The sequence below is a fragment of the Actinoplanes missouriensis 431 genome (assembly GCF_000284295.1).
GTDB lineage: Bacteria > Actinomycetota > Actinomycetes > Mycobacteriales > Micromonosporaceae > Actinoplanes > Actinoplanes missouriensis.
The window spans coordinates 624,723-648,583 of the sequence record NC_017093.1 but is presented as its reverse complement, the minus strand read 5'-3'; the positions used below and the strand labels follow the sequence as shown (position 1 = coordinate 648,583).

Below are 23,861 nucleotides of genomic sequence, written 5' to 3'. Positions count from 1 at the left end.
GGGGCGGCCGCGCCATGCGCGACCGCCCCTGTGTCAGAAACCCTTAGCGGTACGACCCGAAGTCGAAGTCGTCCAGCGGCACAGCCTGCCCGCTGGCCGGCCCGAAGCCGTAGTCGGTCTCGGGGTACCCGGTCATCGAGTACACCTTGGCCTTGGCCTCCTCGGTCGGCTCGACCCGGATGTTCCGGTACTTGCTGATACCGGTACCGGCCGGGATGAGCTTACCGATGATGACGTTCTCCTTGAGGCCCACCAGCGAGTCGCTGCGCGAGTTGATCGCAGCGTCGGTGAGCACCCGGGTGGTCTCCTGGAAGGAGGCCGCGGAGAGCCACGAGTCGGTCGCCAGCGAGGCCTTGGTGATACCCATCAGCACCGGACGGCCGGCGGCGGGCTCGCCACCCTCGCCCACGAGACGGCGGTTCTCCGACTCGAAGAGCGCCCGGTCGACCAGCACACCCGGCAGGAACTCGGTCGCGCCGGAGTCGATGACCGTCACCCGCTTGAGCATCTGGCGGATGATGATCTCGATGTGCTTGTCGTGGATGAGCACACCCTGCGAGCGGTAGACCTCCTGGACCTCACTGGTCAGGTGGACCTGGACCGCGCGCGGACCCATGATGCGCAGCAGCTCGTGCGGGTCGATGGTGCCCTCGGTGAGCTTCTCGCCGACGTTGACGTGGTCGCCGTCGTGCGCCCGCAGCTTGACGCGCTTCGAGATCTTGTCGTACACGATCTCGTCGCTGCCGTCGTCCGGGATCACGATGATCTTCCGCGAACGCTCGCCGTCCTCGATGCGGATGCGGCCGGGGGTGTCGGCGATGGGCGCCTTACCCTTCGGCACGCGGGCCTCGAAGATCTCCTGCACACGCGGCAGACCCTGGGTGATGTCCTCACCCGCGACACCACCGGTGTGGAAGGTACGCATCGTCAGCTGGGTACCCGGCTCACCGATGGACTGGGCCGCGATGATGCCGACGGCCTCGCCGATGTCGACCGCCTTGCCGGTCGGCAGCGAACGGCCGTAGCAGGCCGCGCAGACGCCCAGCTTCGACTCACAGGTCAGCACGCTGCGCACCCGGACGTTCTCCACGCCCGCGGCGACCAGCTTGTCGACCATGATCGAGTTGAGGTCGTCGCCACGCGACACCACACGGTTGCCGTTGGCGTCGTCGATGTCGTCGGCCAGGGTACGGGCGTGCACGCCGGTCTCCGCGTGCGTGTGCACGACCAGGGTGCCGTCCGGCTCCCGCTCGCCCACCTGCATCGGGATCGCGCGGTCGGTGCCGCAGTCCTCCTCGCGGATGATGACGTCCTGCGACACGTCCACCAGACGACGGGTCAGGTAACCCGAGTCGGCGGTACGCAGCGCGGTGTCGGCCAGACCCTTACGGGCGCCGTGGGTGGAGATGAAGTATTCCAGCACGGTCAGACCCTCGCGGTACGACGAGGTGATCGGCCGCGGGATGATCTCACCCTTGGGGTTGGCCACCAGACCACGGATCGCGGCGATCTGCCGGAGCTGGAGGAGGTTACCGCGGGCGCCGGAGTTGATCATCACCCAGAGCGGGTTCTCCTGCGGCAGCGCGGTCTCCATCTCCTTGGAGATCTCGTTGGTCGCCTTGGTCCAGATCTCGATGAGCTCGCCGCGACGTTCCTCGGCGGTCATCAGACCACGCTGGTACTGCTTGTCGATCCGGTCCGCCTCGACCTGGTAGCGGGCGAGGATCTCCGGCTTGCGCGGGGGACCGATGACGTCGCCCATGCCGATCGTCACACCGGACCAGGTGGCCCAGTGGAAGCCGGCCTCCTTGAGCGCGTCCAGGGTCGCCGCGAGGACGACCTTCGGGAAGCGCTCGGCGAGGTCGTTGACGATCGCCGACAGCTGACCCTTGCGGATCTCGTAGTTGACGTACCGGTACCCGACCGGGAGCGTCTCGTTGAAGATCACGCGGCCCAGGGTGGTCTCGACCAGGACGGGCTCGCCCTCGGTCCAGTCCTCCGGAGCGGTCCAGGCCTCGCCCTTGGCGCCGTTGTCGACACCGATGACCTCACGCAGACGGATCTTCACCGGCGCCTGCAGGTGCAGCTCGCCGTTGTCGTACGCCATCCGGGCCTCGGCGTCCGAGCTGAACACCCGGCCCTCGCCCTTGGCGCCGGGCGTGAGGTGGGTCAGGTGGTACAGACCGATGACCATGTCCTGGGTGGGCATGGTGACCGGCTTGCCGTCGGCCGGCTTGAGGATGTTGTTCGAGGACAGCATCAGGATCCGCGCCTCGGCCTGGGCCTCGGCGGACAGCGGCACGTGGACCGCCATCTGGTCACCGTCGAAGTCGGCGTTGAACGCCGTGCAGACGAGCGGGTGGATCTGGATCGCCTTGCCCTCGACCAGCTGCGGCTCGAAGGCCTGGATGCCGAGGCGGTGCAGGGTCGGCGCGCGGTTCAGCAGCACCGGGTGCTCGCTGATGACCTCTTCGAGCACGTCCCACACGACCGGGCGCTGACGCTCGACCATCCGCTTGGCGGACTTGATGTTCTGCGCGTGGTTCAGGTCGACCAGGCGCTTCATCACGAACGGCTTGAACAGCTCCAGCGCCATCTGCTTGGGCAGGCCGCACTGGTGCAGCTTGAGCCGCGGGCCGACGACGATGACCGAACGGCCGGAGTAGTCGACGCGCTTGCCGAGCAGGTTCTGACGGAACCGGCCCTGCTTGCCCTTGAGCATGTCGGAGAGCGACTTGAGCGGGCGGTTACCCGGACCGGTGACCGGCCGGCCACGACGGCCGTTGTCGAACAGGGCGTCGACGGCCTCCTGCAGCATCCGCTTCTCGTTGTTGACGATGATCTCGGGCGCGCCGAGGTCGATCAGTCGCTTGAGGCGGTTGTTGCGGTTGATGACGCGGCGGTACAGGTCGTTCAGGTCGCTGGTGGCGAAGCGGCCACCGTCGAGCTGGACCATCGGGCGCAGGTCCGGCGGGATGACCGGAACGCAGTCCAGCACCATGCCGAGCGGCGAGTTGCGGGTGTTCAGGAACGCCGCGACGACCTTGAGCCGCTTGAGCGCCCGGATCTTCCGCTGGCCCTTACCGGTGCGGATGATCTCCCGGAGGTTCTCCGCCTCGGCGTCCAGGTCCATGTTCTCGAGGAGGGCCTTGATGGCCTCCGCGCCCATGCCGCCGGTGAAGTACTCACCGAAGCGGTCCCGGAGCTCGCGGTAGAGCAGCTCGTCGGTGACCAGCTGCTTGGAGTCGAGCTTGCGGAAGGTGTCGAGCACCTCGTCGAGGCGGTCGATCTCGCGCTGCGCCTTGTCCCGGATCTGGCGCATCTCGCGCTCGCCGGCTTCCTTGACCTTGCGGCGCACATCGGCCTTGGCACCCTCGGCCTCGAGCTCGGCCAGGTCCTGCTCCAGCTTGGCGGCCCGCTTCTCGATCTCCGAGTCACGGCCGTTCTCCGACTGGCGCTTCTCGGCGAAGATCTCGTTCTCGATGGTCGACATGTCGCGGTGACGCGCCTCGGCGTCCACGCTCGTCACCACGTACGAAGCGAAGTAAATGATCTTCTCGAGGTCCTTGGGCGCGAGGTCCAGCAGGTAACCCAGCCGGCTCGGGACGCCCTTGAAGTACCAGATGTGGGTCACCGACGCGGCCAGCTCGATGTGACCCATGCGCTCACGGCGGACCTTGGACCGGGTCACCTCGACGCCGCAGCGCTCACAGATGATGCCCTTGAACCGGACCCGCTTGTACTTGCCGCAGTAGCACTCCCAGTCCCGCTGCGGACCGAAGATCTTCTCGCAGAAGAGTCCGTCCTTCTCGGGCTTGAGGGTGCGGTAGTTGATCGTCTCGGGCTTCTTGACCTCGCCGTGCGACCACTGCCGGATGTCGTCAGCGGTAGCAAGGCCGATGCGCAACTCGTCGAAGAAGTTGACGTCGAGCACTTGGACTATCCCTCGTGTTTCGTTGCTCGGGTGAATTCAAGGCCGGCGGGGAGCGTCCCCGGGGTGTGCACCCCGGGGACGCTTACCGTCAGATCTCTTCGACGCTGCTGACGCCCTCGTTCGGGCGCCGGGACAGGTCGATGCCGAGTTCTTCCGCGGCCCGGAAGACCTCGTCGTCCGTCTCGCGCATCTCCAGGGCCACACCGTCGCTGGAGAGCACCTCGACGTTCAGGCACAGCGACTGCAGCTCCTTGAGGAGCACCTTGAAGGACTCCGGGATTCCCGGCTCCGGGATGTTCTCGCCCTTGACGATGGCCTCGTAGACCTTCACGCGGCCCAGGACGTCATCGGACTTGATGGTCAGCAGCTCCTGCAGTGCGTAGGCCGCACCGTAGGCCTGCATCGCCCAGCACTCCATCTCACCGAACCGCTGGCCACCGAACTGAGCCTTACCACCGAGCGGCTGCTGCGTGATCATCGAGTACGGACCGGTCGACCGCGCGTGGATCTTGTCGTCGACCAGGTGGTTGAGCTTGAGGATGTAGACGTAGCCGACCGAGATCGGGTCCGGCAGCGGCTCACCCGAGCGACCGTCGAACAGCTGGGCCTTGCCGTCGCCGTTCACCAGGCGCTTGCCGTCCCGGTTCACCAGCGTCGACTCGAGCAGACCCTTGATCTCCTCCTCCTGGGCGCCGTCGAAGACCGGGGTCGCGACGTTGCTGTCAGCAGGGGACTCGTGGGCCTCGATGGCGCGGAGCTGACGCTTCCAGTCCGCGTCCTCGCCCTCGACCGACCAGCCGGTCTTGGCGATCCACCCGAGGTGGGTCTCCAGGACCTGTCCGATGTTCATACGCGAGGGCACACCCAGCGGGTTGAGCACGATGTCGACCGGGGTGCCGTCCTCGAGGAACGGCATGTCCTCGACCGGGAGGATCTTGGAGATGACGCCCTTGTTGCCGTGGCGGCCCGCGAGCTTGTCACCGTCCTGGATCTTCCGCTTCTGCGCGACGTAGACCCGCACCAGCTCGTTCACACCCGGGGGCAGCTCGTCGCCGTCCTCGCGGGAGAACGTCCGGACACCGATGACGGTGCCGGTCTCGCCGTGCGGAACCTTCAGCGAGGTGTCCCGGACCTCCCGGGCCTTCTCACCGAAGATCGCGCGGAGCAGCCGCTCCTCCGGGGTCAGCTCGGTCTCGCCCTTGGGCGTGACCTTGCCGACCAGGATGTCGCCGGGGACGACCTCGGCGCCGATCCGGATGATGCCGCGCTCGTCCAGGTCGGCGAGCATTTCCTCGCTGACGTTGGGGATGTCGCGGGTGATCTCTTCCGGGCCGAGCTTGGTGTCACGGGCGTCGACCTCGTGCTCCTCGATGTGGATCGAGGTGAGCACGTCCTGCTGCACGAGGCGCTGCGACAGGATGATCGCGTCCTCGTAGTTGTGGCCTTCCCAGCACATGAACGCGACCAGCAGGTTGCGTCCCAGGGCCATCTCGCCCTCGTCGGTGCAGGGACCGTCGGCGATGACCTGGCCGGCCTCGACCCGGTCACCCTCGAAGACGACCGGCTTCTGGTTGACGCAGGAACCGGCGTTGCTGCGGCGGAACTTGTGCAGCAGGTAGGTACGACGGTGACCGTCGTCCTGGTGCACCGTCACGTAGTCGGCGCACAGGTCCTCGACGACGCCGCCGACCTCGGCGACGACCACGTCACCGGCGTCGACCGCGGCGCGGTACTCCATGCCCGTGCCGACCAGCGGCGACTCCGCCTTGACCAGCGGAACGGCCTGACGCTGCATGTTCGCGCCCATGAGGGCACGGTTGGCGTCGTCGTGCTCGAGGAACGGGATCATCGCGGTCGCGACCGAGGTCATCTGCCGCGGCGAGACGTCCATGTAGTCGACCTCGCCACCGGGGACGTAGTCGACCTCACCGCCCTTACGGCGGACCAGGACGCGGTCCTCGGCGAACGTGTTGTCGCTGGACAGCACGGCGTTCGCCTGGGCCTTGATGAACCGGTCTTCCTCGTCGGCCGTGAGGTAGTGCACCTCGTCGGTGACGACACCGTTCTCGACCTTGCGGTACGGCGTCTCGATGAAGCCGAACGGGTTGACCCGCGCGAACGTCGAGAGCGCACCGATCAGACCGATGTTCGGACCCTCGGGGGTCTCGATCGGGCACATCCGGCCGTAGTGCGACGGGTGCACGTCACGGACCTCGAAGCCGGCCCGCTCACGGCTCAGACCACCCGGGCCGAGCGCGCTCAGCCGGCGCCGGTGGGTCAGGCCCGCCAGCGGGTTGGTCTGGTCCATGAACTGCGACAGCTGCGACGTGCCGAAGAACTCCTTGATCGCCGCCACCACGGGACGGATGTTGATCAGGGTCTGCGGCGTGATCGCCTCGACGTCCTGGGTCGTCATCCGCTCGCGGACGACGCGCTCCATCCGGGACAGGCCGACGCGGACCTGGTTCTGGATGAGCTCGCCGACCGTCCGCAGACGGCGGTTGCCGAAGTGGTCGATGTCGTCGGCCTCGTAGCCCTCCTCACCGGCGTGCAGCCGGCAGAGGTAGTCCACGGTCTTGACGATGTCTTCCTCGGAGAGCGTGCCCCGGACGATCGGGACGTCGATCTCGAGCTTCTTGTTGAACTTGTACCGGCCGACCTTGGCGACGTCGTACCTCTTCGGGTTGAAGAAGAGGTTGTCGAGCAGGGTCTGCGCGTTCTCCCGGGTGGGGGGCTCGCCCGGACGCAGCTTGCGGTAGATGTCTAGCAGGGCCTCGTCCTGCCCTGCGATGTGGTCTTTCTCGAGCGTGGTCATGAGCAGCTCGGACCAGCCGAACCGCTCCCGGATCTGATCCGCCGACCAGCCGATCGCCTTGAGCAGGACCGTGACGGCCTGCCGGCGCTTGCGGTCGATGCGAACACCCACGGTGTCACGCTTGTCGATGTCGAACTCCAGCCAGGCACCCCGGCTCGGGATGACCTTGACGCTGGTGAGGTCACGGTCGGAGGTCTTGTCCGGCTCCTTGGTGAAGTACACGCCCGGCGAGCGGACGAGCTGACTCACCACGACCCGCTCGGTGCCGTTGATGACGAACGTCCCCTTGGGGGTCATCATCGGGAAGTCACCCATGAACACGGTCTGGCTCTTGATCTCGCCAGTGGTGTTGTTGGTGAACTCCGCGGTCACGAACAGCGGGGCACAGTAGGTCAGGTCCTTCTCCTTGCACTCCTCGATCGAGGCCTTGACCTCGTCGAATCGCGGAGCCGAGAAGGACAGCGACATGGTGCCGGAGAAGTCCTCAATGGGACTGATCTCTTCGAGGATCTCTGCGAGGCCCGAGTGGGCGTGCGGGTCGTCCGTCGTCCGGGCCTGCCAAGCCTCGTTGCCAACCAGCCAGTCGAAGGAGTCCGTCTGGAGGGCGAGGAGGTTGGGGACCTCTAGCTGCTCGGTGATCCGGCCGAAAGAAACCCGGCGGGGTGCGTAAGCGCTCGACGTACGGCTGGTCTTCGCAGGGCGGGAAGCTGCCAAGATGCGTCCTTCCGAGGACCGGTGCTGCGGTGCGGCTGAAAATCTGCTGCGGCTTTGTCTGCGTGCACTCCAATGAGCCCCCGGGAATCAATCCACATGGATATCCCGACAGGCATCAAGACAGAAGGCAGCGCAAACTAGCAGTGTAGCCGCTCGGCTAACCGCTGTCCAGCCCACACCTGAGGTGGCCCGCGGAACATGCCCTCACCAGCGGTGGGGCCGCTCAGAAACGCGGCGACTCTTCCTCGGGTGCCGGTCTGCGAGGATCGGCACTCCACCGATTACCCACAGCGCGACTGTCGCAAGCGCGGAAACTTGCTGATGTCAGCGTGCCTGTCAGCGGACACACAGTCAAGGGCTGTGCCGCGGGTCGGACGGGTGCAGTCATCCGGCTGGCGCACCAAAGGGACCATAACGCATGGATAGCGAGCTTTGACATGCTTTGCGGCGTGTCTCGGTCAGGCTCCGGCCGGCTCGTCCTGAGCAGCCGGAACGGACACCGAAATGCACCGATGGCGGGAACCCATCATGGATTCCCGCCATCGACAAGCAACGCTGAGGAGCGTTAGATCACTTGAGGGTGACCTTGGCGCCTTCGCCCTCGAGCTTGGCCTTGGCGGCCTCGGCCTTCTCCTTGTTGACACCCTCGAGGATGGCCTTGGGGGCACCCTCAACGGCGTCCTTGGCCTCCTTGAGGCCCAGGCCGGTCAGCTCACGCACGACCTTGATGACCTGGATCTTCTTGCCGCCGTCGCTCTCGAGGACGACGTCGAAGGAGTCCTTCTCGGCCTCGGCCTCGGCCGGAGCCGCAGCGCCACCGGCGGCCGCGATCGCAACCGGGGCAGCGGCGGTGACCTCGAAGGTCTCCTCGAACTGCTTCACGAACTCGGAGAGCTCGATCAGCGTCATCTCCTTGAACGCGTCAAGCAGCTCGTCGGTGCTGAGCTTCGCCATATCAGGCAACCTTTCCTAGCTTTGAACTAAAAAGTTTGTTCGGAACCGCAAGGCCGATCAGGCCTCGGCGGAACCTTCCTTCTCGCGCTTCTCCTGCAGGGCCGCACCGAGGCGCGCCACCTGCGACAGCGGGGCCTGGAACAGCCCGGCCGCCTTGGTGAGGTTGCCCTTCATGGCGCCGGCCAGCTTGGCCAGCAGCACCTCGCGGGACTCGAGGTCAGCAAGCTTGTTGACCTCGTCCGCCGTGAGAGCCTTGCCCTCGAAGACACCGCCCTTGATGACGAGAACGGGGTGGGCCTTGGCGAAGGCACGAAGGCCCTTGGCCGCCTCGACCACATCGCCCTTCACGAAGGCGAGCGCGGTAGGACCGGTGAACAGAGCGTCGAGACCCTCGATGCCCGCGTCGGTCGCCGCACGCTTCGCGAGAGTGTTCTTCGCGACCGCGTACTTGGCTTCGCTGCCCAGCGAGCGACGGAGCTCGGTGAGCTCCTTCACGGTGAGGCCGCGGTATTCGGTCAACACGGTGGCCGTCGAGGCACGGAAGTGGTCCGTGAGCTCGGAAACGGCCGAAGCCTTGTCGGCCCGGACCGGCTTGTCCGCCATGTCCCTCCTCTCTCAGTGTCCAGCCACTGGTCGAGAGGGTCCGCACAAGAAAAACGCCCCGGCGCAGGGGCACGGGGCGACAACTGGCACACCGGAGCGTGCCGCTGAATCACAACCGTTCGCCCTGCGCAGGTCGCCCACTCGTGCGGGACCTTCGGCCGCGGCCTCCGTCGTGGTGACGGCTGCTGCGGCGACCAGCGGTCTATGGGTGGAACTTCGAGAAGCAACAGTACGCGCAACAGCCGCCCAAACCAAATCGGCCCCGTCCCGCACTTCTCCGGCTTCCGATCCGCCCCCGATCGGTCGGCAGAGCGACCACCGGGTCAGGACCGTCCGCGGCGCAGCCGGGCATAGACGGCGAGCACCACGGCACACCACAGGAGCGTCCACGCGGTAAGTCCGAGCAGGGTCCCGGCGGCCGGCGCGGCACCCTCGCTCAGCGCCCGCGCGGTGGCCATCACCGGCGGCACCAACCACGGCGCGATCGAGTCCCGCAGGCCCAGCACGATCACCAGGACCGCCCCGGTGACCAGCACCGCCACCCCGGGCAGCACCCGCCGGGTCACCGCCCGGGCGGCCAGCGCGCCGAGCGCGAGGGCGCCGAGCAGCGCCAGCAGATGGGCCGCCACGCCGAGCAGCACACCCACCGCGGTCGACGGCTCGCCGGAGCCGGCCTCCGGACCCCGGATGCCGCCGAACGCCCAGGGCGCCAGCATCGCCAGCAGGCACACCCCGGCGCCGAGGACGGCGGCCGCCAGCAGGCCGGCCGCGGCCTCCCGGGCCGGGCCGACGGCGAGCCGGGCCAGTTGCCGCTGCACGTCCGGCTCGGTGTCCAGCACCAGCTTGGTGATCCAGGCCAGCACCGCGAAGAGCGCCGCCGCCGAGTATCCGTAGGCCGCGGCGGCCGGGGACGCGCCGCCGCCGTAGAGCACCGACAGCACCACGAGCACGGCGACCAGCGGGGCCAGGGCCCGGCCGCTGCGCAGGAAGCCGGCCGTCCGCATCCGGGCCAGCGCGATCATCGCTCCTCCTCGGTGACGGCCGGACCGGTGGTCACGGGACCGGTCGTGGCGGGACCGGTCGTGGCGGGACCGGTCGTGGCGGGACCGGTCGTGGCGGGACCGGTCGTGGCGGGACCGGTCGTGGCGGGACCGGTCGTGGCGGGGCCGGAACCCGTGGCGGACGGCTCGGCGGGGACGGGTCTCTCCCGTACCCCAAGGACACGGTGACCGGAGGCACGCAGCCCGGCCACCGCCAGGGCGGCGTCCTGCCGCTGCACCGCCACCTCGACGATCACCTCGTCCGGCGGGACGCCCGTGGACTGTGCCGGGACGTGCGCCGGCGTATCCGTGACGCGCAACTCCCCGTCGGTGACGGTCCAGTGCAGCGCCCCCGGGAGGCTGGCGATCTCCCCTCGGTGATCACTGACCAGGACCACTCCCCCGCGCCCGGTCACCTCGGCGACGATCTCCGGGATCAGCGAGCGGGACGCCGCGTCGAGCCCTTCCCACGGCTCGTCCAGCACCAGCAGGCCGGGCGGGGTGAGCAGGGCCTGGGCGAGGCCGACCTTCTGCGCGGTGCCCTTGGAGAGGTCGCCGAGCGGGGTGCCCGCGTGCGCGGTCAGTCCCAGGCGCTCGATCCAGTGCTCGGCGGCGCCCGGTCCCAGGCCGCGCACCGCAGCCATCGCCCGCAGGTACCCGAGCGCGGAGAACGGCTGCGTGGCCGGGAAGCGTTCCGGCACCCAGCCGATCACCGCGGGCCGGTCCCGGATCGCGCCGCGCACCGGCCGCAGCACGCCGGCGGCCAGTTGGAGCAGCGTGGACTTGCCGGCCCCGTTGTGACCGAGGACCACGACGACGCTGCCGGGTTCGACCGTCGCCTCGGCGTTCCGCAGAGCCCAGGGGGCGCGGCGGGCGTACCGGAACCAGATGCCCTCGAAACGCATGGCCGGAAGCCTGCCATGAAAAAGGCCCCCGGGGTGTCCCGGAGGCCTCGTTCGTATTGCTTACGCGGGCGGTCAGCCCTCGTTGGAGTCGCCGCGCAGGTTCTTCACGGCGTTCGGGTCGACCTGGACGCCCGGGCCCATCGTGGTGGCGACGGTGACCTTCTTCAGGTACTTGCCCTTGGCGGCGGACGGCTTGGCCCGGAGGACCTCGTCGAGCACCGCGGCGTAGTTGTCGACCAGCTGCTCCGGCGAGAAGGACGCCTTGCCGATGATCATGTGCAGGTTCGAGTGCTTGTCCACCCGGAAGGTGATCTTGCCACCCTTGATCTCGTTGACGGCCTTGGTGACGTCCATGGTCACGGTGCCGGTCTTCGGGTTCGGCATGAGGCCACGCGGGCCGAGGATCCGGGCGATCCGACCGATCTTGGCCATCTGGTCCGGCGTCGCGATCGCGGCGTCGAAGTCCAGCCAGCCACCCTGGATGCGGGCCACGAGCTCGTCGGTGCCGACCTCGTCGGCGCCGGCCGCGACGGCCTCCTCAGCCTTCGCGCCCTGGGCGAAAACGATCACGCGGGCGGTCTTGCCGGTGCCGTGCGGCAGGTTGACGGTGCCACGGACCATCTGGTCGGCCTTACGCGGGTCGACACCGAGGCGCATCGCGACCTCGACGGTGGCGTCGAACTTGACCGGGCTGGTCTCCTTGGCGAGAGCGACCGCGTCCTTGGGCTCGTAGAGCTTGTTGGCGTCGATCTTCTCGGCGGCGTTGCGGTACGCCTTGCTGCGCTGTGCCATTTCACTTACTCCTGTGGTTGATGGCGGGGCCGCACGCGGCGGCCCCTCCCACTGATATCGCCAGAGATCCTGACGATCAGATCTTGGTGACCTGGTTGAAGTTCAGCTCGACCGGGGTCTCCCGGCCGAAGATCGACACCAGGACCTTGAGCTTCTGCTGGTCGGCGTTGATCTCGCTGATCGAGGCCGGCAGCGACGCGAAGGCGCCGTCCGTGACGGTGACCGAGTCACCCACCTCGAAGTCGAGGACCTTGACCTCGGGCTTCGCCTTCTTCTCCTCGGCCGCGACGGCCGGGGCCAGCCACTTCAGCACCTCGTCGAGGGAGAGCGGCGCCGGACGGTCGACCCGGTCGGTCGCGCCGACGAAGCCGGTCACGCCGGGCGTGTTGCGCACGCAGGAGTAGGACTCCGGGGTGAGATCCATCCGGACGAGGATGTAACCGGGGAAGACCTTGGCCTGCACCTGGTTGCGCTTGCCGTTCTTGACCTCGACCTCTTCGCGGGTCGGAACCTCGACCTGGAAGATGAACTCCTCCATGTCGAGGCTCGTGATGCGGGTCTCGAGGTTGGTCTTGACCTTGTTCTCGTAACCGGCGTAGGAGTGCACCACGTACCAGTCGCCGGGCGCGTACCGCAGCTTCTGCCGCAGCTCCTTGACGGGGTCGTAGTCCTCGTCGGCCTCGGGAGCCGCAGCCGGCTCGGAGGTCTCGTCCGCTTCGGGCGCCTGGGTGGCGACCGACGTCGCGGCCGCCTCTACCGACTCGTCGGTGTCCAGCGACGACTGCTCGTCAGCAAACTGCGCGGTCTCGTCGTCGTACTCAGGCACGCTCGCTCACTTCTCCAGATCAGGTCTCTTCGGTTCCAGCACTCGTACGGGGAAAACGGCGGATCAGCCGAGAGCCCAGAGAATGCCCTTACCGAAGGCGTAGTCCAAGCCTGACACGATCGCGGTCACGACCGTCACGAAGACGATCACAACGCTCGTGTAGGTCAGCAGCTCCTTGCGGGTCGGCCAGATGACCTTGCGGAGCTCGCTGACGACCTCGCGGAAGAAGCCACCCACCCGGCCGATCGGTCCGCCGCGACGCTTCTTGGCTTTCGGGCTGTCCGAGTCGGCCGAACGCTCGGCCAGCGCGGTCCCGCCACTGCCGGTCGCGGTGTCGGCGCCGTCGTCCGGCACGCCACCGCCGGCGGCGGCGTCGGCGAGTACCTCGTCGTCGCCCGGGACGTCGTCACCGGGCCGGTCCTTCTCGGCCACTTCGCCCTACTTCCGTCGTCGGTGGGTGTTGATGTTCCCGTCAGCACTCGATCGGACGCGGAGATTGTGCGAACCGCGCACCGGGCGGGCACGTCGAGGAGGTTTGCGCAGGGGTGACAGGACTTGAACCTGCAGCCTGCGGTTTTGGAGACCGCTGCTCTGCCAATTGAGCTACACCCCTTCGCGGGACCTGGACCGAAGACGGTTCAGTGCCCCACGGCGCACCAGTGTACGGGTACGCCCGGCGTTATCCCAACCCGGGCTACCGCTTCCTGATGAGCGCCTGTGCCAAGGACAGTACCTTGTCGCCGTTGCACGTGGCGGTCAGGCTCAGCCGGGTGTGTCCGTCATCGGTGATCTCCTTGACCGTGGCGCCCACCACGATCTCGGTCCCCTCGTCGGTGTCCGGCACCGGCACCGGCCGGGCGAACCGCACGCTGAACTCGACGACCGCGTCGGCGGCGCCGGCCCACGCGGTGACCGCGCGGCCCACCAGAGCCATCGTGAACATGCCGTGTGCGATGACACCGGGCAGGCCGACACCGGTGGCGGTCCGCTCGCTCCAGTGGATCGGGTTGAAGTCACCCGAGGCACCCGCGTAACGGACCAGATCCGCCCGGGTGACCCGGAACGTCTGCGGCTCCAGAACCTCGCCCGCAAGCCCGCTCATGCCGCCTCCTCGCCGCGCTGCACCAGTTTCGACCAGACCGTGACGACCGGCTCGCCGGCCTCCGTGCTCACCTCGGTCCGCGTGGTGATGAACTCGTGCCCGCCCCGGCTGGTGATGTCCTCGACCGAGTTGACACAGATCAGGGCGTCACCGGCGACGACCGGGCGGGTGTAGGCGAATCTCTGGTCGCCGTGCACCACACGGCTGTAGTCGAGGCCGAGCGCCGGGTCAGAGATGATCTGACGGCTCGAGGCCATGGTGAAAACCACCGGGAACGTGGGTGGGGCAACCACGTCGGGGTAACCGGCGGCACGGGCCGCCTCGGGGTCGTGGTACTCCGCGTCGGTGGCCCCGATCGCCCGGGCGAACTCGCGGATCTTCTCCCGGCCCACGAGATAGGGCTCGGTGGCCGGCCAGCTGCGGCCGACGAAAGACTGGTCCAGGGACATGCCCCACAAACTACTCTGCGCCGCCCGGATGACTCCGGACGGCGCAGGGTGAAACTTTTGACGCTGAGATCAGCGCGTCTCGCGGTGCAGGGTGTGCTTCCCGTCACGGGGGCAGAACTTCTTCAGCTCAATCCGGTCCGGGTCGTTACGCCGGTTCTTCTTGGTGATGTAGTTCCGGTCCTTGCACTCCGTACACGCCAGGGTGATCTTCGGACGGACGTCGGTCGCCTTGGCCACGGCGGGGTGCCTTCCTGCTAACGGGGTTCTAACTGTCGACGTACCAGCGTAGACGCTAGGGCCGTCGCTCTGCAAAGTGGGCCCCAAGACGGGGAACCACCAGGGATTTTACCAAGTAGCGGTGGCCGGACTTGAACCGGCGACACAGCGATTATGAGCCGCTTGCTCTGCCATCTGAGCTACACCGCCGAGCCAGGCTCATAGTTCATCGCCGGCGGGGCGGGAACGAACCCGGAAGAGCCCCCTTACGGAATCGAACCGTAGACCTTCTCCTTACCATGGAGACGCTCTGCCGACTGAGCTAAGGGGGCTTGCTGCTTCGCGATCTCTCGCTCGCTGCAGGAGTAAGACTACACGGCCTCTGGCCGGGGGTGAAATCGGTACCCCCACCCCCGTGAAAGGCCTGCTCAGATCACCGCTCGGAGCCTGCGGACCTCTCCGGTCGGAGTGGACTCCGGCTCGGTCTGAGCGGACAGCCAGGCCTCCAGCCGCTCGAACGGCAACGGCCGGCTGAAGAGGTAACCCTGGCCGAGCTCACAGCCCATCTCCTCCAGCAGGTCCAGGGTGAGCTCGCTCTCCACCCCCTCGGCCACCACCGTGAGCCCGAACTCCCGGGAGAGCCCGACCACCGCCCGGACGATCGCGAGATCGCCGTTGTCGGTCGCCATGCCCTGCACGAACGTGTCGTCGATCTTCACCTCGTGCACCGGCCACTGCCGCAGGTACGCCAGTGAGGAGGCACCGGTGCCGAAGTCGTCGACGCTGAGCCGGAGGCCGAGGTCACGCAGCCGGTACAGCGTGGGCAGCACCCGTTCGATGTCGTTGAGCATCCCCGGCTCGGAGATCTCGAAGGTCAGCTGGCCGGGATCGACCCGGTACTCCGTCAGCATCTCCTCGACCAGGTCCGGGAAGCGGGAGTCGAGCAGCGTCCGCGCCGAGAGATTCACCGCGATCGCCAGCGGGCGGTCCGCCGCGGCCCAGTCCCGGCAGCGCTGCAGGCCGGCCCGGAGCACCACCTCGGTGAGCCGGGCCAGCTGGCCGGTGTGCTCGGCGACCGCCACGAAGTCCTCCGGGGCGACCTCGCCGTGCGCCGGATGCGACCAGCGGGCCAGGCACTCCACGCCCACCACGTGCCGGTCGGCGAGCGTGACCATGGGCTGGAAGTAGACCTCCAGCTGCCCGTTGTCCAGAGCGCGGCGCAGGTCGGCGGCGATGCCCAGGCGGCGGACCGCACGGGACTCCAGGGCGGGGTGGAAGGGCTGAACACCGTACGGAAGGGCCTTGGCCGCGTTGGCAGCGAGCTCGGCGCGCTGCAGCAAGGTCTCGGGGTCGCTGCCGTGATCCGGATAGACCGCCACGCCGACCGCGGTGTCCACGTCCAGGGTGAGCGAGCCGACCGCCATCGGACCGCGCAGGCGCTCCCGCATCTGGGTGGCGAGCGTGATGGTCGCCTCGAGGCTCTCGGCCCGCAGCGTGACCACGAACTCGTCGCCGCCGATCCGGCCGACCAGCGCGCCGGAGTCCGCGATGCCGCGCAGCCGGGCCGCGACCTCGGAGAGCAGCTTGTCGCCGGCCGCGTGGCCCATCGACTCGTTGACGTTGCGCTGGCCGTCCACGTCGAAGAGCACCACCGCGACGACCTCGTGCTCGGCGTGCACCCGCACCGACTCGGCCAGCGCGTCGACGATCCGGCGCCGATTCGGCATCCCGGTCAGCCGATCGTGGTACGCGTCGTGGCGCAGCCGGTCGACCAGGCGCGAGTTCTCCACGGTGGCCGCGGCGTGCGCCGCGATGGTCTCCAGGACCTGCACGTCGCTGTCCCGGAAGCTGCGGCTCTCCCCCAGCCGGTTGACCACCTCGAGGGTGCCGATCACCGTCTGACCGGACCGGAGCGGGACGACCAGCACGTCTTTCGCCCGGGTCGAGCGCAGCTCCGCACGCAGGTGCTCGGTCTCCGGGAACCGGGAACCGACCCCGATCACCCGGTGCTCCTGGATCGCGTGGTCGCGGATCACGGCGGGCACCGGCGAGATGTCGAGCAGTCCCTTGTTGTCCACCTGAGCGGTGAGCAGCACCTCGGGATAGCGGTCCTGCGGGGCGAGCCAGAGCGTCGCGTACTCCGAGCGCATCAGCTCGCGGACCCGGCCGAGCAGGACGTCGGGCAGCGCGCTGTCCGAGCTCTCCTTGCGCAGCGCCTGGGTGAGCTCGTAGACGTCGGCGAGGGTGCGGTGCTGCCGGAAGAAGCCGGCGAACGAGCGCAGCAGCAGCGTCAGGGCGACGGCCAGGACCCCGAGCAGGATCGCCGACCATTTGGTCGCCTCCAGGGCGATCAGGAAGAGCAGGCCGACCGCCGCGTTGACCCCGGCGATCATCTGGTTGGGCAGGCTGGCCCGGAGCATGTCCGGGGCGGCCCGGCCGCCCTGCACCACGCTCATCACACCGGCGAAGCAGGCCAGCTGCACCAGGACGTTGACCGCCACGGCGACGGCCAGGATCCCCCAGGTGCCCGGTCCGGCGTTCACGATCGGCGGGAAGGCCTCGATCACCAGCAGCGACGCACAGATGCTCGCCGCCTGCTTGGCCACGTTGAACCAGGCCTTGACCGGTGCAGTCGTGTAGCGCACCTGCATGGACAGGGCGCCGATGACGACCACACCGATCATCAGGACCGGCGATATGTAGTAGAGGCCGAGGACGAGCGGGACCTCGGTCACCGTCACGGTCAGGCCGCTGCGCCGGATCACCACGTTGAACGCGGCGAATTGGCTGACCAGATAGAGCGCCAGGATGACCAGGGCCGGAAGTGCGTCCCGGTACCACCCCGGATCGTCGATCCAGAACCCGATCGTGCAGGCGAATGCGAACAGACCGAGCGGACCGGTGATCAGCCACGCGTAATCCGCGGAACGCCGCCGGGATCGTGAAGGGCCGGCCATGGCGCTCCTCTTCAGGTCGCGCGGAAAAGTGAGCTGGACGATCAGGTCCAGTCGAAGTCAAGCGTGGTGTAGCGAACCGCCGTGGCACTGTCAGACGCGGTGTGACCAGCGGCGAGTCCACCGAAAACAGCCGCAAGCACTAGCACCAAACCGGCGAGGCGGCTCAGTTTCCTTGCAGACATGCATGACTCCTGTTGGCGCGTGTACTCAGGTTCGGTATCCTGATGTTGCCACACCAGTTGTGCGACGGGGAGCGTCCACCGGCGGGTCGAACCGAGACTTCCCGAAACAATGGCCGAACGGTTGAGTCAATCCCGCGACAGCGAGTTCAAAAATTGAGGGCTTTGTGCCGGATTTACGGGTAGAAGTGAGGGCAATTCGCCTCTGTCCGTCAAGGTTGCTTGACGTCAGGCTGGCTTGACGCAACCATCGTCCAGTGACGACACCGGAGGAACTCGAACCCCGCCACACCCTCGTGACGGCGACCGCCCGGTACAACGATCTGCGCATGCGCGACGCCCTCGCCACCATGGACCCGGAGGGCAGCCCCCGCCTCACCCGCGACGAAGCCCTGGAGATGCTCGCGCTCAGCGAGGTGGTGATCCGCAAAGCCGGTTACGGACGGCAGCCGATGATCCGCACCGCCCGGGGCGCCGGGGCCTCCTGGGCACAGATCGGCGCCGCCGTCGGCAGCAGCAAACAGGCTGCCTGGGAGGCACACCAGCGCTGGCTCGACGCGCAGAACTAGGGCTGGTCGCCGGTCGCGGCCGGGCGGGTGGTGTGCGCGTACTGCGACCAGGAGCCCGGGAAGAGCCGGCCGGCACCGAGACCCGCGTGCTCCAACGCGATCAGGTTGTGGCAGGCCGTCACGCCGGACCCGCAATAGGAGATGACGTCGGCGGCGTCGCTCACGCCCTGCTCCGCGAACCGGTCCCGCAGCTCGCCCACCGGCCGGAACCGCCCGTCGGCGCCCAGGTTCTCCCGGGTGGGCAGGCTCCGCGCGCCCGGGATGTGACCGGGCCGCGGATCCACCGGCTCCGCGTCACCCCGGTAACGGGACCGGTCCCGGGCGTCCAGCACCACCCGATCACCGGCCGCCGCCTCGTCGATGGTGGCGAGCCGCCCGGCCGGCCAGTCCCGCGCCGTGAACGACGCCGGCGCCGGCTGCGGCACCTCGGTGGTCAGGTCGCCGGTCCAGGCGGCCAGCCCGCCGTCCAGCAGCGCCGCGTCGTGGCCGATCGCCCGGAGCATCCAGACGAGCCGGGCCGCGATCACGCCGCCGGCGTCGTCATAACCGATCACGGTGTCGTCGTCCCCGATCCCGGCCGCCGCCATCGCCGCGGCGAACGTGCCCGGATCCGGCAGCGGATGCCGGCCCTCAGCCGGCGAGCCGTGCCGGGCCAGCGCGGTGTCCAGGTCGATGAAGACGGCGCCGGGAAGATGGCCCTTCGCGTACGCGTCACGGCCGGACCGCCCGTCCAGATACCACCGGACGTCCGCCAGGACGACGTCGTCACGGTGATCGCGCAGCCACTCCACGTCCACGACCGGGTCGATCACGATGTCCGTCTCCTTATGACTACGGGCCGGTGCGGTTCCCGCATCGACGGTACGCCGCGATTTCCCGTACCCGATCAGTCGTCTCTGCGGGCCCGGGCCCGTGGCCGGAAGCGGACGACGGCGACCGCGACCAGGGCCACCGAGATGACGGACGCGGTCGTGCCGGAGGACCCACCCGCCAGGCGGGCACCCCCCACGAAGATCAGGACTGCCAGGCCGAACAGCAGGTGATAGAAGCCGGCCTCCCGATCGGTCCGGAACGACCGGCCGATCACCGCCGGGGCGCGCCCACTGACCAGGACGCGCGCGCCGAACGCCAGCAACAGCAGCCCGATCAGGCCGCCCAGCACCGCTGTACCCACCGCATCAGTCTGCGACGCGGGCGGCCGTCACTCAGCGGTAATTCGTGAACTGCAGGGCGACGCCGAAATCCTCTTGCTTGAGCAGCGCGATGACCGCCTGGAGGTCGTCCCGCTTCTTGCCGGTGACGCGCAGCTGGTCGCCCTGGATCTGCGCCTGCACGCCCTTCGGCCCCTCGTCGCGGATCTTCTTGCTGATCGCCTTGGCCTTGTCGGACTCGATGCCCTCGACGACCTTCAGATCAATCTTGTACGTCTTGCCGGACTGCCGCGGTTCCCCGGCGTCCAGCGACTTCAGGGAGATGTTCCGCTTCACCAGCTTCTCCTTGAAGACGTCGAGCGCCGCGGTGGCCCGCTCCTCCGTCTCGGACGTGATGGTGAACGCCTCCCCCGACTTGGCGACGACGGTGCCCGTACCCCGAAAGTCGAACCGGGTGGCGAGCTCCTTCTCCGCCTGGTTGAACGCGTTGTCGACCTCCTGCCGGTCGACCTTGCTCACGATGTCGAACGACGGGCTGGCTGCCATGATCAGACTCCTGCTTGTCTTCGTCCCAGTGGTGCTTCAGCGGGGCAATCCGGGCCCCGCGACATGCCGACCGTACCCGGTTGCGAGGGCCGCCCGCGGTACGGCTATCCTGATGTCCGCTGCTGCGGGAGACCGCGGTGGTTCCCAGGCGGGTTGCCCGAGCGGCCAATGGGAGCGGACTGTAAATCCGTCGCGAAAGCTACAGAGGTTCGAATCCTCTACCCGCCACAGGGAAGTAGAACGGCCCCGGTGCCAGCGGAAACGCGGTCCGGGGCCGTTCTCGTTGTGATCCAGTGAGCCCAACTCTCGACGAGCAGTCGTGGGCAGACGAGAGCACACTCGTCCTCCGGCCATGGGCCTCCTCGGCACCGCGCAGCCGGGGCTCAGAGTGGAGAAGACCTACCGCACCCTTCGCTGCCGCGCGGAGGCGGCCGGTAGCGTACATCGATGAGCGCCGACTTCGCAGAGATCATCGGGGCCTGCTTTCCAACCGTCGACTCACCGCACGGGCCGTGAGCCGCGCATCGGCGCGTGCCGAGTCGACCATCAATCAGTTACTCAGTGGCAGGTTGGAGCCGAGCCCGGAACTCCTCCACGACATCGCGCCGATCCTGGAGATGCCGCTTGCCGACCTGCTGGTGATCGCTGGGCTGCCTGCCGGCAGCCACGCCGCGCCGCCCGATTCGTACCCGGCTGCCCGAGAGATCGGCAGCCTGGTTGCAGCGGCCAGCAGGCTCGCTCCGCAGCAGGTCCAGCAACTCGTGGAGCAGGCGAAGTCGCTGAGCCGGCCGGAGAATGATGATCGCTCTCCGGTGCCTTGAACGGCGCGTACGAACAGCCCCCGCTTTCCGGCTGGGATCCGCACCAGACCACCAGCCGCTTCACCTTCGCAATCTGGGACCAGGCTCTTGAAATGGCGATCTGGCCGGTGTGCCGCTGCGAACGCTTCAGCCAAAATCTCCCAGCCTCAGTCTCTTTCGCTCCTACCATGGCGCTCGTGACGGAGATCTATGTTCTCGATGGCCGGCGGATCAACAGCCTGGATGATTTCTACGCCGTCGTCGGCGAGACGATGGGCTGCGGTGGGTACTTCGGCCGCAACCTCGACGCCTTCGCCGACTGCTTACGCGGCGGCTTCGGTACGCCCGACGACGGTGATTTCCGGGTTGTCTGGCGTCATCATGAGCGCAGCCGAGAAGCGCTCGGACATGCCGAAGCCGCACGGAATATGGAACGGTGGCTTCTTACCTGTCATCCGAGTCATCGCGAATCTATGCGGGTACGGATCGAAGCGGCTCGGGTTGGTCACGGCGAGACGGCGTTCGGCTGGCTCATCGAGATCTTCAACGAGGAGATCCCCGGTCGGCTCGCTCTGGAGTAGACGAGTCGGAACGGCAGCGCCGAAACCGACACTGGAGCGTTTCTGCTTTTGCGGCATCCTGTGGGACCGCTGGTATCCGCGCGTTTCCGGGCGCGCAGCTTTCACCCGATGGGTGCACGGCGCGGTGATGCCGCGCGTGGCGGCCCGGCTATGCGTGGGACGGGGTGCTGCTCGGCCATGCACCCGTCGCCGGCGGTCGCCGGGCGGCCTGGAGTGGGCAACTGGCCGCGCGGCTGCCACGGGCGTGGTAGCCGCGTTTGGGGAGTGCTCTGGCCGTACCCGAAAAGATTGATACAACCCTGCCTTCCGGACTGGCGTCTATCTAAGTGACGGCAGAACGGGGAGCGGGATGGACGAGGACTATCTGGCGTATGTGAACGGGCGGCTCCCGGCGCTGCGCCGGCTTGCCTATCTGCTCAGCGGCAACCGGGATCAGGCCGATGACCTGGTGCAGGAGACGATCACCAAGCTGTATGCCCGCTGGCCGAAGGTGTCGCGTGCGGAGAACGTGGACGCCTATGTGCACACGATGATCGTGCGGACGTTCCTGGACGAGAGGCGGCGCGGGTGGTGGCGGGTGGGGTTGTTCGCGTCGGCGCCGGAGCGGGTGGAGTCGAGTGGGGCGCCGGGTGTGGAGCAGCGCACCGTGCTGCGGGCGGCGCTGGCGAAAGTGCCGGCGCGGCAGCAGGCGGTGCTGGTGCTGCGGTTCCTGTGTGACAGGTCGGTGACCGACGTGGCGCAGATCCTCGGCTGCTCGGAGGGGACGGTGAAGAGCCAGACGTCGCACGGGCTCGCCGCTCTGCGCCGGATTCTCGGCGACAACGGGCCGGCGCTGCAGGAGACCCGGTGAAGGAGGAGAGCGGCATGAACGAGGACGAGTACGGAACGCTGCTGATGCGGCCGCTGGACGCCGAGCCGGACGCCACCGCGCGGATCGACGTGGCGAAGGCCATGCGGAACGGTCTGCGGGCCCGGCGGGTGCGGACCTGGTCCACCGGCGCCGCCGTCACGACCGGCCTGGCCGTCGCGGTGACGAGCGGGATCCTGGTGCTGCGCCCGCATCCGGCGTCGCTGCCACCGCCGCTCCCGGCGGATCCCGGGGTGCCGGCCGCCTGCACCGCCGCGGAGCTGCCGCTCGGCACCGCGACGTCGGCGGCGGTGAACGGCGGTGACCCGACCGGGAGTGTGCTGGTCGGGGAGACCGAGCCGGTCGCCGGCGGGGACGGTGACGTGCTGGTGTGGCGGGACGGGAAGCTGGCCGAACACGTCACGTACACCGGGCCCCGGGTGTCGATGGGTGACATCAACACCGCCGGGATCGCGGTGGGCGCCACCACCGAGGGGACCGTGATGCCCTACGTGCTGCACGACGGCACGGTGACCCGGTTGAAGGGCGCCGGCAACGCGGCCGCCATCAACGAGGCCGGGCTGATCGCCGGGGACGCCGAGACCAACCAGGGTGAGGGCGTCCCGCAGCGCTGGGCGTCGTGGACCGCGGAACCCGAGGCGATGCCGATGCCGCCGGGCTACACCGCCGGCACCGCCTGGGACGTCACCGAGGACGGCACGATCATCACCTCGCTGTACGGGGGTGACCTGAACGGCATGTTCCTCTGGCACCAGGACGGCACTGTCGAGGCGGTCCGCTCACCGCAGCCGGAGAAGGGCGACGAGAAGGTGTACGTCGAGCCGCGCGCCTACCACTACGGCTGGATCTACGCCGAGGTGCGGATGCTGCTCGAACCGAGCGCGCGGCAGTCACCGGCCGCCCTCAACCCGCGCATGTTCCGGTACGACCCGAGCAGCCGGACCTGGGAGAAGCTGCTCGACGAGGTGACGGCCGCGCAGATACCCGGGCCGCACCGGAAGGCGGACTGGTTCATCCAGGGCGAGCCGGCGGTCTACGTCGGCAAGGAGGTGATGTCCCTGCCGCGGCTGGAGAAGTACCCGGACGACTCGTTCGGGGTGGCCTTCATCAGCGAGAACGCCCGGATCGCCGCCGGTTCCAACCTGAGCGGCGTCGCCGCGGAACGCCCTGTTCAGCCGATCATCTGGCGCTGCCGGTAGTCCGGGACAGTCGCTCCTCGACCTCCCTGCGCATCGACGGGGGCAGGGAGTCCGCGACCAGCAGGCGGGCCAGCCGGTCCTGGTCGTGCATGTAGATGCCGAACGCCTCGGCCACGGTCAGCCCGTGGCCGGGGCGTTCGCGGATCTCCACCCGGTCGCCGGCCCGGATCTCGCCGGGTTCGAGGATCCGCAGGTACGTCCCGGTCCGGTTGGCCTGGGCGAACCGCTTCACCCAGCGCGGCTCCTCCATCCGGTGCTGGAACGTCGCGCACGGGATCCGGCCGAACGTGGGCTGCAGCACCACACCGGACGGGAAGTGCCACTGCTCGCCGATCACCGCGCCGAGCAGGTCGATCCCCTCGGTGGTCAGGTTCTCGCCGAAGATGCCGTTCGGCAGCTCACGGCCGAGCTCGGCTTCCCACCAGGCGTAGTCCTCCCGCCCGTACGCATAAACGGCCTGGTCGTCACCGCCGTGGTGCTGGGTGTCGCCGATGAAGTCGCCGACCACCCCGCTGTGCAGCCCCACGTGTTTCGGGCCGGGCGGGCGCACCGCGATCGGGCCGTCGATCGGCCGCTTGCCGATGCCTGTGACACCGACGCCCTTCGCCGGGTTGGGTTCGGACGATCCGACGTTGACCGAGAGAACGATGCTCATGGAAGC

Annotated in this window: 22 protein-coding genes and 4 tRNA genes; 6 read left to right on the top strand and 20 right to left on the bottom strand. The window is 68.3% G+C overall.

The features are described 5' to 3' along the window. Positions 1 to 43: 43 nt before the first annotated feature. The 16 genes from AMIS_RS03035 to AMIS_RS02960 all read right to left on the bottom strand — a co-directional run bounded on the left by AMIS_RS03035 (position 44) and on the right by AMIS_RS02960 (position 17,307). A complete protein-coding gene (locus AMIS_RS03035) occupies positions 44 to 3,934 on the bottom strand; it encodes a DNA-directed RNA polymerase subunit beta' (RefSeq protein WP_014440715.1) in 3,891 nt (1,296 codons plus the stop codon). A gap of 88 nt (positions 3,935 to 4,022) precedes the next feature. Then, complete coding sequence (rpoB, locus tag AMIS_RS03030) at positions 4,023 to 7,463, bottom strand: DNA-directed RNA polymerase subunit beta (RefSeq protein ID WP_014440714.1); 3,441 nt, start codon at positions 7,461 to 7,463, stop codon at positions 4,023 to 4,025. A gap of 570 nt (positions 7,464 to 8,033) precedes the next feature. Further along, positions 8,034 to 8,417: a 50S ribosomal protein L7/L12 gene (gene rplL, locus AMIS_RS03025; RefSeq protein WP_014440713.1), complete on the bottom strand. Its 384-nt coding sequence runs from the start codon at positions 8,415 to 8,417 to the stop codon at positions 8,034 to 8,036. A gap of 57 nt (positions 8,418 to 8,474) precedes the next feature. Further along, a complete protein-coding gene (gene rplJ / locus AMIS_RS03020; protein ID WP_014440712.1) occupies positions 8,475 to 9,020 on the bottom strand; it encodes a 50S ribosomal protein L10 in 546 nt (181 codons plus the stop codon). 323 nt (positions 9,021 to 9,343) lie between these two features. Further along, positions 9,344 to 10,042, bottom strand: coding sequence for a hypothetical protein (locus tag AMIS_RS03015; RefSeq protein ID WP_014440711.1), 699 nt, complete (start codon positions 10,040 to 10,042; stop codon positions 9,344 to 9,346). Next, positions 10,039 to 10,965 carry an ATP-binding cassette domain-containing protein gene (locus AMIS_RS03010; protein ID WP_014440710.1) on the bottom strand — a complete coding sequence of 309 codons (927 nt, stop codon included), beginning with the start codon at positions 10,963 to 10,965 and terminating at the stop codon, positions 10,039 to 10,041. The genes AMIS_RS03015 and AMIS_RS03010 overlap by 4 nt, the downstream gene beginning before the upstream one ends. Positions 10,966 to 11,037: 72 nt before the next feature. Next, positions 11,038 to 11,757, bottom strand: a complete 720-nt coding sequence (rplA, locus tag AMIS_RS03005) for a 50S ribosomal protein L1 (RefSeq protein ID WP_014440709.1) — start codon at positions 11,755 to 11,757, stop codon at positions 11,038 to 11,040. A 76-nt stretch (positions 11,758 to 11,833) separates the two neighbouring features. Further along, a complete protein-coding gene (gene nusG / locus AMIS_RS03000; RefSeq protein ID WP_014440708.1) occupies positions 11,834 to 12,583 on the bottom strand; it encodes a transcription termination/antitermination protein NusG in 750 nt (249 codons plus the stop codon). 63 nt (positions 12,584 to 12,646) lie between these two features. Next, entirely contained in the window at positions 12,647 to 13,015 is a 369-nt protein-coding gene (secE, locus tag AMIS_RS02995; RefSeq protein WP_014440707.1) for a preprotein translocase subunit SecE, read from the bottom strand. Between the two features lie 108 nt (positions 13,016 to 13,123). Continuing rightward, a tRNA-Trp gene (locus tag AMIS_RS02990) sits at positions 13,124 to 13,196 on the bottom strand. Positions 13,197 to 13,277: 81 nt separating this feature from the next. Next, positions 13,278 to 13,685 (bottom strand): MaoC family dehydratase, encoded by a 408-nt coding sequence (locus AMIS_RS02985; RefSeq protein WP_014440706.1) that lies wholly within the window; start codon positions 13,683 to 13,685, stop codon positions 13,278 to 13,280. Next, entirely contained in the window at positions 13,682 to 14,134 is a 453-nt protein-coding gene (locus AMIS_RS02980) for a MaoC family dehydratase N-terminal domain-containing protein (protein ID WP_014440705.1), read from the bottom strand. Before AMIS_RS02980 ends, AMIS_RS02985 begins: the two co-directional genes overlap by 4 nt. 69 nt (positions 14,135 to 14,203) lie before the next feature. Beyond that, complete coding sequence (gene rpmG, locus AMIS_RS02975; protein WP_014440704.1) at positions 14,204 to 14,371, bottom strand: 50S ribosomal protein L33; 168 nt, start codon at positions 14,369 to 14,371, stop codon at positions 14,204 to 14,206. Positions 14,372 to 14,487: 116 nt separating this feature from the next. Continuing rightward, positions 14,488 to 14,560: transfer RNA gene (locus AMIS_RS02970), tRNA-Met, on the bottom strand. Positions 14,561 to 14,609: 49 nt separating this feature from the next. Continuing rightward, positions 14,610 to 14,682 (bottom strand) — tRNA-Thr (locus AMIS_RS02965). A 96-nt stretch (positions 14,683 to 14,778) separates the two neighbouring features. Next, positions 14,779 to 17,307 (bottom strand): putative bifunctional diguanylate cyclase/phosphodiesterase, encoded by a 2,529-nt coding sequence (locus AMIS_RS02960; RefSeq protein WP_014440703.1) that lies wholly within the window; start codon positions 17,305 to 17,307, stop codon positions 14,779 to 14,781. Positions 17,308 to 17,743: 436 nt separating this feature from the next. On the opposite strand from AMIS_RS02960, the gene AMIS_RS02955 reads away from it, so the two are divergent. Further along, on the top strand, positions 17,744 to 18,055 hold the full coding sequence (locus tag AMIS_RS02955; protein ID WP_014440702.1) for a hypothetical protein: 312 nt from the start codon (positions 17,744 to 17,746) through the stop codon (positions 18,053 to 18,055). Here the strand turns inward: AMIS_RS02955 and AMIS_RS02950 are convergent. The 3 genes from AMIS_RS02950 to AMIS_RS02940 all read right to left on the bottom strand — a co-directional run bounded on the left by AMIS_RS02950 (position 18,052) and on the right by AMIS_RS02940 (position 19,752). Continuing rightward, on the bottom strand, positions 18,052 to 18,867 hold the full coding sequence (locus AMIS_RS02950; protein WP_014440701.1) for a sulfurtransferase: 816 nt from the start codon (positions 18,865 to 18,867) through the stop codon (positions 18,052 to 18,054). The two genes, AMIS_RS02955 and AMIS_RS02950, sit on opposite strands and share 4 nt — an antisense overlap. 74 nt (positions 18,868 to 18,941) lie before the next feature. Then, complete coding sequence (locus AMIS_RS02945; protein WP_014440700.1) at positions 18,942 to 19,229, bottom strand: hypothetical protein; 288 nt, start codon at positions 19,227 to 19,229, stop codon at positions 18,942 to 18,944. A 31-nt stretch (positions 19,230 to 19,260) separates the two neighbouring features. Then, on the bottom strand, positions 19,261 to 19,752 hold the full coding sequence (locus AMIS_RS02940) for a YajQ family cyclic di-GMP-binding protein (protein WP_014440699.1): 492 nt from the start codon (positions 19,750 to 19,752) through the stop codon (positions 19,261 to 19,263). 147 nt (positions 19,753 to 19,899) lie between these two features. Here AMIS_RS02940 and AMIS_RS02935 point away from each other — a divergent pair. The 5 genes from AMIS_RS02935 (at position 19,900) to AMIS_RS02915 (ending at position 23,200) form a co-directional block, all read left to right on the top strand. Beyond that, positions 19,900 to 19,980 (top strand) — tRNA-Tyr (locus AMIS_RS02935). A gap of 284 nt (positions 19,981 to 20,264) precedes the next feature. Then, positions 20,265 to 20,573: a hypothetical protein gene (locus tag AMIS_RS02930; protein ID WP_014440698.1), complete on the top strand. Its 309-nt coding sequence runs from the start codon at positions 20,265 to 20,267 to the stop codon at positions 20,571 to 20,573. 167 nt (positions 20,574 to 20,740) lie between these two features. Then, complete coding sequence (locus AMIS_RS02925) at positions 20,741 to 21,133, top strand: barstar family protein (RefSeq protein ID WP_386934276.1); 393 nt, start codon at positions 20,741 to 20,743, stop codon at positions 21,131 to 21,133. A gap of 349 nt (positions 21,134 to 21,482) precedes the next feature. Continuing rightward, entirely contained in the window at positions 21,483 to 21,983 is a 501-nt protein-coding gene (locus AMIS_RS02920) for a SigE family RNA polymerase sigma factor (RefSeq protein WP_014440696.1), read from the top strand. Beyond that, a complete protein-coding gene (locus tag AMIS_RS02915) occupies positions 21,980 to 23,200 on the top strand; it encodes a hypothetical protein (protein ID WP_014440695.1) in 1,221 nt (406 codons plus the stop codon). The genes AMIS_RS02920 and AMIS_RS02915 overlap by 4 nt, the downstream gene beginning before the upstream one ends. Here AMIS_RS02915 and AMIS_RS02910 read toward each other — a convergent pair. Beyond that, on the bottom strand, positions 23,181 to 23,855 hold the full coding sequence (locus tag AMIS_RS02910) for an MOSC domain-containing protein (protein ID WP_014440694.1): 675 nt from the start codon (positions 23,853 to 23,855) through the stop codon (positions 23,181 to 23,183). The genes AMIS_RS02915 and AMIS_RS02910 overlap by 20 nt on opposite strands. Positions 23,856 to 23,861: the final 6 nt, after the last annotated feature.